This is a genomic window from Bacillus sp. FJAT-26390 (genome assembly GCF_001682865.1).
Taxonomy (GTDB): Bacteria; Bacillota; Bacilli; order Paenibacillales; family Paenibacillaceae; genus Pristimantibacillus.
The window spans coordinates 756,132-767,331 of the sequence record NZ_MAQX01000001.1; the positions used below are offsets into that span (position 1 = coordinate 756,132).

General features: G+C 50.1%; 10 protein-coding genes, 1 riboswitch and 1 other annotated feature. Of the genes, 8 read left to right on the plus strand and 2 right to left on the minus strand.

What is annotated here, in order from left to right; all coding sequences use genetic code 11:
* Positions 1–48: 48 nt before the first annotated feature.
* Entirely contained in the window at positions 49–687 is a 639-nt protein-coding gene (locus A7975_RS03555) for a HutD/Ves family protein (RefSeq protein WP_065384134.1), read from the minus strand.
* Between the two features lie 166 nt (positions 688–853).
* Between A7975_RS03555 and A7975_RS03560 the strand changes: the two genes are divergently transcribed.
* The 7 genes from A7975_RS03560 to A7975_RS03590 all read left to right on the plus strand — a co-directional run bounded on the left by A7975_RS03560 (position 854) and on the right by A7975_RS03590 (position 9,232).
* Complete coding sequence (locus A7975_RS03560; protein WP_053375829.1) at positions 854–1,174, plus strand: rhodanese-like domain-containing protein; 321 nt, start codon at positions 854–856, stop codon at positions 1,172–1,174.
* A gap of 206 nt (positions 1,175–1,380) precedes the next feature.
* Positions 1,381–1,608 (plus strand): hypothetical protein, encoded by a 228-nt coding sequence (locus A7975_RS03565; protein WP_053375830.1) that lies wholly within the window; start codon positions 1,381–1,383, stop codon positions 1,606–1,608.
* Positions 1,609–1,768: 160 nt separating this feature from the next.
* Positions 1,769–2,701: a phosphotransferase family protein gene (locus A7975_RS03570; RefSeq protein ID WP_065384135.1), complete on the plus strand. Its 933-nt coding sequence runs from the start codon at positions 1,769–1,771 to the stop codon at positions 2,699–2,701.
* A 233-nt stretch (positions 2,702–2,934) separates the two neighbouring features.
* Positions 2,935–3,681 (plus strand): type I methionyl aminopeptidase, encoded by a 747-nt coding sequence (gene map / locus A7975_RS03575; protein WP_053375832.1) that lies wholly within the window; start codon positions 2,935–2,937, stop codon positions 3,679–3,681.
* A 341-nt stretch (positions 3,682–4,022) separates the two neighbouring features.
* Positions 4,023–4,258 (plus strand) — a binding site (T-box leader).
* A gap of 49 nt (positions 4,259–4,307) precedes the next feature.
* Positions 4,308–6,182, plus strand: a complete 1,875-nt coding sequence (locus A7975_RS03580) for an arginine--tRNA ligase (RefSeq protein WP_065384136.1) — start codon at positions 4,308–4,310, stop codon at positions 6,180–6,182.
* Between the two features lie 66 nt (positions 6,183–6,248).
* On the plus strand, positions 6,249–8,549 hold the full coding sequence (locus A7975_RS03585; protein WP_176707659.1) for a heavy metal translocating P-type ATPase: 2,301 nt from the start codon (positions 6,249–6,251) through the stop codon (positions 8,547–8,549).
* Positions 8,546–9,232 carry a sulfite exporter TauE/SafE family protein gene (locus A7975_RS03590; RefSeq protein WP_053375835.1) on the plus strand — a complete coding sequence of 229 codons (687 nt, stop codon included), beginning with the start codon at positions 8,546–8,548 and terminating at the stop codon, positions 9,230–9,232. The genes A7975_RS03585 and A7975_RS03590 overlap by 4 nt, the downstream gene beginning before the upstream one ends.
* An 8-nt stretch (positions 9,233–9,240) precedes the next feature.
* On the opposite strand, the gene A7975_RS03595 is transcribed toward A7975_RS03590, so the two are convergent.
* Positions 9,241–9,684, minus strand: coding sequence for a FixH family protein (locus A7975_RS03595; protein ID WP_065384137.1), 444 nt, complete (start codon positions 9,682–9,684; stop codon positions 9,241–9,243).
* Between the two features lie 213 nt (positions 9,685–9,897).
* Positions 9,898–10,048: riboswitch (cobalamin riboswitch) on the plus strand.
* 146 nt (positions 10,049–10,194) lie between these two features.
* On the opposite strand from A7975_RS03595, the gene A7975_RS03600 reads away from it, so the two are divergent.
* The gene (locus A7975_RS03600) at positions 10,195–11,181 is read left to right on the plus strand and encodes an ABC transporter substrate-binding protein (RefSeq protein ID WP_065384138.1); all 987 of its coding nucleotides are present in this window, start codon (positions 10,195–10,197) and stop codon (positions 11,179–11,181) included.
* Positions 11,182–11,200: the final 19 nt, after the last annotated feature.

Genomic DNA, 11,200 nt, shown 5'->3' on the forward strand with positions numbered 1-11,200 from the left:
AAACCCCTTCTGCTCTCAAGTGTTTGAGCGGAAGGGGATTTCTTATCTTTACGATGAAGCGAATAGGGTTGCTTGAATGACAGAAGATTTCTGTTTATCGACGCTTGATAACTGAACTCGCAGCTGCTGCCGGGAATCGATTCCCGAAAGAAGCAGCATATCGCCAGCATAAAGCTTTTCAGCTGTACCGCCATCCACGCTGAAGTCGATCGTTCCGTCAACACAATAGAAGGCTTCGAATATAGGCGAAAGTTGTTCGACGGTCAAATAGGGGCCAAGCAGCATCGATTGCGGATGTTCATCGATAAACAACGCTTGCAGCTCACCTTTGTTTCCTTCGGTCAGCATGAGATTAAAATCTTTGACTTTGCCGAAGCTTTGGGTTGTCCATTCTCCGCTATAGCTATCCTGCTCGTAAGGCTTCAATACGGCTTGATGATACCCTTCATGCCTAAGGAGCATTTCGCCCTCGGTGACCATCGTTAAACGCCATATGCCGGGAAGCGGGCTGAAGGTAGATTGTTCTACCTCGACAGTAGCCGTACTGATTCGCCATGCAAAATTACGCTTCGAATAAACGGCATCTGGAGGATAAATCGCGACCTCGGTTGTCGTTCCGCCTGACCATGTTGAAGTGCGCTGCTGTTCTTTTCGGCATATGTGATAGGAAAGAGTTATGATGACCATCGCCTCTCGTACTTATATGGACTTGCATGTGAACAATTATAACATATGAATAGCCGTCTGAAATGGGGCGAGCGTGATAAAGAGCTCAGTATGGCAAGATGGACATGAACTTGCCTTCGCGCTACAATACTTAGAGACAAATAAATAATAAGCAAGACTTGAAGGGATGAGTACGATGTATCCGGAAATGACGGCAGCTGAGCTGGATGAACAGCTAAAAGCAGGCAAAACCTTAAATCTAGTGGATGTCCGTGAACCCGACGAATGGCAAGAAGGCCATATTCAAGAGGCACGCAGCATTCCTTTGTCGGAGCTTCAAGAGCGCTTGGATGAGCTTCAGCAGGGCGAGCAAGAAATCGTATTGATTTGCCGCAGCGGCGGCCGCAGCGGCAAAGCCTGCGACTTCCTGCATGCTCAAGGCTATAAAGTCGTCAATGTAACCGGCGGCATGCTTCAATGGCCAGGCGCGGTTGCTACTGGCGTATAATGGAGCGATTTTGATAAAGCTGTATTTTCAAAAAAAGTCCTCCCAAGGACTTTTTTTGTTTGTGTGCTAGTATCTGGGATAGATGCGCTGATCATCGGGCAAAATCATATCTGATTATTGACTGCTGCTACAGCAGCCCGTTTGCCAACTATTTATAACAGAAAAAGCAATAGGAAGAATAAAGAAGCAGGAAGGATGAATGGAGCATGATGATTCAAGAGCATACCGCTGAAGAAATTAGCGAGTTGATGACGATTGTGAAAAATTCGTTGTCGATGGAGCTGAGAGTAAGCAATGCAGACGTTGAGAATACAATCAAAATGATGGAAAAACATGGATTTAAATACAAGGTATCATGGGCCTCAATGGAGCTGGCAGACCATACCGTAATTGATTTTTGGAAAAAGGAGCTTATCAAAAAATCAACGCCTTAACGAGATTACACAAGCAGTACGGTCCATTCTTTTAAGCTATTCATACGACCTCCACAAGGATTGCCCGGCATGGCGTTAAAAATGAATATAGCTATTTAATCCCTTGTAGCTTAGGTGCCAAAAAAGCTATATTTGATCCAAATTGTGGGAGGTTGGTCTTATGTCACAGCTAAAGCCGAATGTATCATTAGCGGAAGTGAATGAAGTATTGCATCGTTTTTGGGGCAAAAAGGCGCAGGATATTGTTGCGGCTGAAGGCGGCAATATGAGCAGTGTCTATTTTTTTGCAGTGGATGGGAAAAGATATGTTATACGCTTCAGCTCATTAGAGGATGCGTTCGATCGGGAGCAGCAAATAGCGGCGCTTCTTACCTCGCAAGAGATTCCGTATCCGAAAATATGGGGAATAGGCAAAGCGGGTGACTTTACTTATTGCGTTTCTGAACGGGCAGAAGGCATTGTATTTGCCGACCTGCAGCCAGAGCGTAAAGCAGCGCTGCTCCCTGAAATCATACATGTCATTACAAAAATGAACCAGATTGAATTAGGAGAAACAACCGGTTTTGGTCCGATGATCGGAAGATACAATGGCGAATTTGCGTCTTGGGAGCAATTCGTTACATCGTTTTACCGCGAGGATCAGAGGGGCACCTTTTGGGAAAATTGGCATGAGCTCTTCCATTCCACGTGCTTGGAGCGGGATGTTTTTGAGGAAATTTACTCCCGCATGATTGCATATAGCGCTTATAACGAGCCACACCGGCATTTCGTGCATAACGATTGCCATCCATGGAATATCATCTCAGACGGATATCGCATTACGGGAATTATTGACGCCGGCTTCCTTTATGGCGACTTCATGATCGATATTGCTTCGTTCGAGGATGCCGTTCCAGGAGAAGATGTAGCCGAGGCATTCCGGGTTTACTATGAAGAATCGGGTAAGCCGATCGTGCATTTTGAAGAGCGATTGCTGGGGGCGCGTTATTTCAAAGGGCTCGATGCGCTCCGTTTTTATGCGAAAATGGGCTGGAATGACGCTTATGAACAATTACGCGATCGCCTGCTGCTGCTCCCTAAGGGAGCGATTTAGAGCTATTTGGGCCGCAGTAAAGCAAGCTTAGACAACAGAATTTTGGCAACAGCCTATTAACGGTTGGGCTATTGCATCATATACTACACCATACGTGCGTTCAGGAGCGCTGCCCGCGAATTCGCTCTATGGAATATTTTTTTGGCGTTAATTGGGTTATTTTTAGAAAGACTATAACTTAGAGAAAAACTTCAGGCAGCGGCGTAAATGAAGTAAAGGATTGGGTGATTGAGATGATTATAATCAAAACGCAGGAAGAAATTATGAAAATGAAAAAGGCGGGCGAAGTATTAGCAGCCTGCCATCGGGAATTGCGCGCTTTCATTCGTGCTGGCATAACGACACTCGAAATCGACCAATTTGTTGAAGCTTTCTTGGAAAAAAACGGGGCGACGCCGGAGCAAAAAGGGTTTCATGGTTACCCGTTCGCTACTTGTGCTTCGATTAACGACGTCATTTGTCACGGCTTTCCCAGTCATACCGTCCTCGTGGAAGGCGATATCGTCACAGTGGATATGGTCGTTAGGTTAGATGGCTGGCTCGCGGATTCGGCTTGGTCATATACGGTTGGAAATGTGTCGGCTGAGGCGCAGAGGCTGCTTGATGTTACGAAGGAATCGCTTTATAAAGGCATTGAACAGGCCGTAGTAGGCAACCGAATCGGTGATATTTCGCATGCCATTCAAGCATATGCGGAAGCGCAAGGCTTCTCGGTCGTCAGAGATTTTATTGGACATGGCATCGGCCAAGATATGCATGAAGAGCCACAGGTTCCTCATTACGGGCCTCCGCATAGAGGTACGCGCCTTAAGGCAGGCATGGTGCTGACCATTGAGCCGATGTTAAATACGGGCAAATACCATAGCAAAATCGATGCGGACGGGTGGACGGCTAGAACGGTAGACGGCAGCCTGTCGGCTCAATATGAGCATACGCTGGCCATTACCGATGATGGCCCGATTATTCTGACAGAGCAATAACAGTAGGTGTGAGAAGGTTTTTAGCAAGCTGGCAGTCTAAAGGCTTCCGTCATTCGACGGGGGTCTTTTTCTTGCGGACTGAAACATTAAAAGCGTATTAAGCGAATTATATATAGGGAGTTAAAGACTTCAATAAGCAGATGAAAAATGCCAAATACACATCGTATCCATTTATCTATGAGAGAGGAAATGTACTCGTTATATACTAGAGCAATAGCAAGGAACAAAACGAAATAGGCGATGCGATTGAAGCGGGGCTGCGGCAGCTGACGTGATGACTATTGTCTTGACACAGTTATCTCTATCCTGTATAAATACTTCTAAGCAATCAATTGGAAAAAAGAACATTGGTGAATGGGACAGTAATCTTTGGCGGATAGTTGCAGCGAGCCGGGTCAGTGGAAGCCGGTACGGAAGCCTTAGGCGAAGCGGACCCAGGAAATGGTTTGCCGAAGCAGCACTTGCGGAGCAGTAGGCAAATCCGGTCATGGACCGTTACGAAAACGAGGGGTCAAGCAGCTAGCAGGCTTGGCACTTAGAGTGGTACCACGGGATCTTCACGGCTCTCGTCTCTTATTTTAGAGACGGGGGCCTTTTTGCATTTTTAGACGAATGGAGGAATTGGAATGATTCATGAACAAATCATAGCGGCGATTGAGGAAACAACGCAGCGCATTCTATCGGAGGCCGGGCTGCAGCGGCCTGCAAATCTAAAGATTGCAGTGGAGCATCCCGTAAATTTGGAGCACGGCGAGTACAGCAGCAATATTGCGATGCAGCTCGCAAAGCTTTTAAAGCGCGCACCCTCGCAGATAGCGGGCGACTTCAAAGAGCAGCTGCTTGCCAACTCGGTTTTGTCCGCTTCCATTTCGCAAATCGAGGTAGCCCCGCCAGGCTTTCTTAACTTCTATGTCAATTGGTCCAATTGGGCTGATTCGTTAGAACAGCCGGTGTCTTTGAACATTGAAAAGAGCACCAAAGTGCTTATTGAGCATACGTCAATCAATCCGAATAAATCGGCTCATATCGGTCATTTGCGCAATTCCTGCATAGGCGATACGTTAGCAAGGCTGCTCAAAAGAACAGGTTATCAGGTAGAGGTGCACAACTATATCGATGATTTAGGCAATCAGCTGGCCGATACGGTGGTAGGCATTTTACAGACGACGACCGAGCAGCCTTATGAGCGTTTTGGAGATTTTTGCTGGGAAACTTATTCCAGGATCAATAAAGCTTACAAGGAGCAGCCGACTTTGCTTGAGCAGCGTACGAACGTATTAAGCAAGCTCGAGGAGGGCCGCTCCAATGTGGCATGGATGGGCCTGCTTATTGCGGAGCGTATTGTGCGTGAGCATGTCGAGGAAATGAAGCAGTTCGGCATCGGCTATGATGTGCTTGTATGGGAGAGCAGCATCGTTCGCGAAGGCTTTTGGTCGCGCTCGTTCGAGCTTCTGCAGCGAACAGACATTTTCCGCCAAGAAGAGGAAGGGAAGCTGAAGGGCTGCTGGGTGCTCAAGCAGCCGGAGAACGAGGGCGAGCCGAAGGAGCAGCCTGAGTTCCATGCGGATAAAGTTCTCGTTCGCTCGAATGGCATATTGACTTATACCGCTAAGGATATTGCTTATCATCTTTGGAAGTTTGGTTTGCTGGATAAAGATTTTCGCTATAAGAAATTTTCGGAAAAATTATGGTCCACGCATTCGAGCGGTGTAAGGAAGAAGATCGGCCATGCCGATATGGTCATTAATGTCATTGACCAGCGACAGGAGTATCCGCAAGCGATGGTAAAGCAAGCGCTGCTTGCTTTAGGCTACCAGAAGCAAGCGGAGCAGCTTAGACATGTCAGCTATGGCGTTGTTTCGTTAAGCCCTCAAACGGCAAAGGGGCTGGGCATTGATACCACTGACGGGAAGCAAGCTTATGCCATGTCTGGCAGGCAGGGAATCGGCGTCAAAATCGCTGATTTCTTGGCACACATGGAGCAAATCATAGATGCAAACCGTTCGCGTAAGGCTGGGCTTGCGAGCAGCGCTATAGCGGCAGCGTCGATCCGTTACTACTTGCTGCGTTTCCACTTGCAGACGGAGGTCGTATTTGATCTGGACCAAGCGACTGAGGTAACCGGAAATACCGGCGTCTATTTGATGTATTCCTACGCTCGCTCCAGCAGCATTTTGAAAAAATCCGGCGTTTCAGGCAGCGCAGTCCCACATGAATCATTGTCGAACGGGGAGCTGGAAGTCCAGGAACGAAGCCTGCTTAGGCAGCTTGCCTATTGGCCGGAGACGCTGCAAGCAGCTGTCAAGGAGCTTGCGCCAAACCATTTGTGCACCTATGTGTATGAGCTTTCCGCTTTATTTAATCACTTCTACGCAACCTGCCCGATACTCAAGTCGGAAGGACAGGCAAGATGCCTGCGCCTATGGCTTACGGAGCGTTACAAGCAAACGATGCAGGACGCATTAGAAATACTAGGTTTGCCCGCGCCTGCCAAAATGTAGCCGCATGTTCCATTCATGCAATTCGATTGCCCGTCATATAGTTTAACGCAGAGGTACAGGCATCGAATGGCGATGAATGGAAGGCGGGTGCAGAAATTGGAGCAGGTTATTCCGAATCATGATATAGAGCATGATGTCACGATAGATTTTGCGGTGCAGGGGATGAGCTGCTCGGCCTGTGCGGCTAGGATAGAGAAGGCTGTCGGCAAAATGGACGGCGTCCAAATGGCGGCCGTAAGCTTTCCGCTCCGCACGGCATGGGTGCAGTTTAAGCCAGGACGGCTTGGCGCTGTCCAAATTGCCGAGCGCGTCAAGCAGCTTGGATTTATGGCGCTTTTGAATGAAACGGCCAAGGAAGGGCTGCATAAGGAGCATAAGACGCTTAAGCTGAGGCTAATTGTATCTGCCATTCTTACGCTGCCCCTTCTGACGGGAATGGCCCAGCATATTCCGCTGCTTGAGCCGCTGCTGACAAGTTTGCCGACTTGGCTCATGCTGCCTTGGCTGCAGCTTGCTTTGGCAACGATTATCCAATTCGTAATCGGTTTGCCGTTTTATTTTGGCGCTTATCATGCTGTGCGCGAGCGAAGCGCCAATATGGATGTGCTTGTCGTCATCGGAACGACTGTCGCTTATTTATACAGCCATTATACGGTGTTCCAGAACGGCTTGCTCCGTCCGATTGCAACCTCAATTGCCCATTCGCCTCCGTTGTATTTTGAAACGTCCGCCGTTGTCATTACAGCTGTGCTGCTCGGCAAATACATTGAGGTCTCCGCCTCGCTTCGAGCGCAGCAGGGCTCGGAGGGCTACGGCAAGCTTCAAAGCCAGACGGCTGCGGTTGAACGGGCAGGCGAAGTCGTTCATATTCAGACGGAGTTCGTAAGGGCTGGCGACATCGTTATCGTACAGGCAGGCGAGGTCGTGCCGGTCGATGGTGTCGTGTGCGGCGGACAGTCAGCGGCGGATGAGTCCTTGCTCACCGGGGAGAGTCTGCCGATCGCCAAGCGTGAAGGCGATGCGGTGTGGGCAGGCACACGAAATGAAAGTGCGCCGCTTCGCATCCGCACGAAGGCAGCCGGACATGATACGATGCTTAACCGGATTCAGGAGCTTGTCCGGCAAGCGCAGCGCTCGAAATCGGCGATCCAGCGCAATGTCGATGCGGCTGCGGGCTTGTTTGTTCCGGCCATGCTCGTCTTCGCGCTCGCCACGGTCGTCATGTGGGGAGCTTTCCTCGAGCCTGGCAATTGGAGCAAAGCCTTCGTCTGCGCCATTGCGGTCTTATTGGCAGCATGCCCCTGTGCGCTAGGGCTAGCGGCTCCGATCTCGCTGGTCATCGCCTCCGGCAGGCTGGCAAAGCAAGGGATCATTGCGAAGGAAGCAGGGGCGCTTGAGCGATTGGCGAGAATCCAGACGATTATTTTTGATAAGACGGGGACGTTAACCGAGGGCAAGCCGCATGTTAGCGCTATGCTGGCACTCGAAGGGAGCCGGGCTTCGCTGCTGCGGATTGCCGCTGCCGCCGAGGCGGACGCTGTTCATCCGCTTGCGATCGCTATAATACGCGAAGCTAACAAGCTTGGGCTTGTTATTCCTGAAGCAAGCGAGTTTGCGTTTACGCCAGGCGGAGGTGTCGAAGCGGTCGTTCTGGATCGGCGCTTTGCAATAGGCAATGCCAGATTTGCGGCTGAGCGGGATTGGGTCGTGAGCGGTGTCGCTGCCGCATTCGCCAAGCAGCGCGAGAAATCCGGTGAAACGGTGCTTTATGCCGCTTCGGATGGACATTGCGTTGGCGTAATCGCATTTAGCGATACGATCAAAGCCAATGCGAAAAATACGATCAAAGCGCTTAAGGCGCTTGGCGTTTCATCGATGCTTGCAACGGGCGATCATGAGGCGCCTGCGCTTGCGGCGGCCAAAGCCGTTGGCATCGCTAGCGTGCATGCTTCCATGCTGCCGGAGCATAAGGTTGAGCTAGTGGAGAAGTTGAAGCGCCGAGGCAAGCGGGTCGCTATGGCAGGCGACGGCTGGAATGACGCGCCCGCGCTCGCCGCTGCGGATGTGGGGCTCGCGATGGGAGAAGGGACGGACGCCGCGCTGAGCGCAGGTCACATGACCTTGTTATTCTCACGACTGCAAGCCATCCCTGAAGCGATCAAAATAAGCCGCTTAACGATTCGAAATGTAAGGCAAAACTTAACCTTCGCTTTTATCTACAATGTAATCATCATTCCTTTTGCAGCTTTTGGTCTGCTGGAGCCTTGGATGGCGGGAACGGCTATGGCGCTTAGCTCCGTGTCGGTTGTCGCCAATGCGCTTCGGCTGACTGGCCAGCTTCGGCGCAAGGCTGGGACAAACGAATGACGATCACATGGCAGCAGGTTGGCTTTATTATTTTGACCGGATTGTTCAGCGCTCCGCATTGCATCGGGATGTGCGGGGGGATCGTGTCCGCCGTGTCGCTGAATTCTACTGCATCAGCCCAGAAATCGATGCTGCTTTATAATGCGGGACGCATCTTGTCTTATTCGCTATTAGGAGCTGTCATGGGAACGGTCGGCTCGTTTGTTGATGTAGCAGGCAAGCTGGCAGGCGTGCAGGGACTAGCGTCCATTATCGGCGGATGCTTCTTGCTGCTCTGGCTTTGGCGCAGGTTCCAGCTGCCCTTTATGAACCGATTGTCGGCCTTTCTCCACAAGCGATTGGTTGGAGGAGCGCAGCGCTCAGCGGGTCAAGAAACCGGGCATTTGCTCGCTACGGGCATCGCATTTGGCTTCTTGCCCTGCGGCTTGACTTATGCGATGCAAATGACAGCCGCCGCTACCGGCTCAGGCCTTGAAGGCGCAGCAGTCATGGCTTTGTTTGGCCTCTCCACTTTTCCGGCATTAGCTGCAGCTGCGTACATTGCTGCCTTCGCAAATAAAAAGTGGCGGCGGTTCATGCGCAAAGCGAGCGTTGCAACGGCAATTGCCGTAGGCGTCATTTCGATTTTGCGCGGGTTAGCCGTTAATGGCATCATCCCATCGATCAATCCTTGGCTTTGGTGATCTGCCGTTCAATGGATTGCCTTCAGCATCCTTACGATCGTATACGTTTGATCGCCTGTTTGAACCGTGACCGTTGCCTTCCACGTACCCGCCATTAACGGGACGCCGTCACCCGAATATTGACCTGGTGACGCTTCGGTCATTTTGAACGCATAATCACCGCACACCATATCCATCATCTCAAGGTTGACGGATAAGCTTGCACCCTGCAACGCAGCGCCGGATTCGTCGGTAAGGTCGATCAAAAAGCGATTGCCGCGCAGCACCTTAGCCGGATACGGATTGATCGACCAAATGGCATGGCCACTCCCGAGGGCGTGCTCCGTAATAGGCGGGGCTGCATCGCTTGGCTCGCTAAGCAAAGTGAATGCTGCTGCGACAAGAAGAGCTGCCCCAATGAGCAGGAAGAGGAATTTATATAGAGGCGAGGTTGATTTGGCCTTAGGCTGCATGAAGATTGTACCTCCTTTGATCCAATGGATTTGGTCGTTGCCACTAATAATGAAGAGGCTTATTACGTTACCTATGCGGCAAAAGTCAGGAGCAGAACGCGCGGTATCGGTCATCAGAGCGACATGAGCGATGTTGGACAAATTTTAAGAGACGGTGTATATTAACTACGGATAATTTTATATTGTATAAATAGGTGCTGATGCGAAGTATTCTGACAAACAAAGTTCGAAGGTCGGAAATCGCATGAAGCTTAATAGGGAAGACCGGTGAGATACCGGCACGGACCCGCCACTGTAAGGAATAGCAGCAAGCAGCATGCTGTGATGTCCGAGTCAGAAAATCTGCCTATTTACATAACGCTTATACCTACGTGGACTTGGGGAGAGTGCTTTGGAAGCTTGCCGCTTAGATGATTGAGTAGAGCGCGTATGAGAGCATTTCTGGCACTATTGTCAGAGATGCTTTTTTTATTTTATACGAAAAAAAACATATAGGGGAGTAACGTTAAAATGAATGAAAAAAAACGCAATATGACGAAGATTCTGTTTGGTTTGCTGTTAGCGATGCTGCTAGTTTTTACAGCAGCTTGCGGAGCGAGCAGCGACAAGGAGAACAAGCCTAGCAATTCACCGGCCAATACGGAGCAAACGGCTACGCCGGCGCCATCGGATAACACTACCGCATATCCGCTTACATTAAAAGACGATACGGGAACGGAGATCACGTTCGCGCAAGCGCCGACTAAGGTTGTTACGCTCGTGCCTAGTGAAACGGAAGCCATTTACGCGATTGGCTCTGGCGAGCATGTCGTAGGAGTCGATCAATATAGCAATTATCCGGAGGAAGCAGCATCTAAGCCTAAAGTAGGCGACATGACGACTAATATCGAAGCGGTAGCCGCGCTTGATCCTGATCTTGTGCTGGCTTCATCATCGATGAATACGGAAGCCATCACGAAGCTTCGCGAATTGAAAATTCCGGTGTTCGCGTCTGATCCGCTTACCTATGATGCCGTTATTGCCAAAATCGAAAATTTAGGTCATATTATGAATAAACAAACGGAAGCGGCTGCTGTCGCTGAGCATATGCGCGCAGTTAAGCAGCAGGTAACGGATGCAGTGAAAGACGCTGACAAAAAGAATGTATATCTGGAGTTTTCCGTAGGCTGGACAGTAGGTTCCGGCACTTTCCTCGATGAGCTGCTGACGCTTGCAGGAGGCAAAAACATTGCCGCCGGGTCGCCGGGCTGGTATGAAATTAGCGCAGAGGAAGTCGTTAAACAAAATCCTGAGCTCATCATCTATCCTGCTTTGAAGGAGGAGCCGAATCCGATCGTCGTTGGCATTGAAAGCCGCCCAGGCTGGGATGTCATCGATGCGGTGAAAAATAAACACATGCACGCGGTAACAGAGGACCCGCTCGTACGTGTTGGGCCTCGCCTTGCCGAGGGCTTGCTTGAGCTTGCTAAAGTCATTCACCCGGATCTCGTAAAATAATCAAATGACCTATAAATTA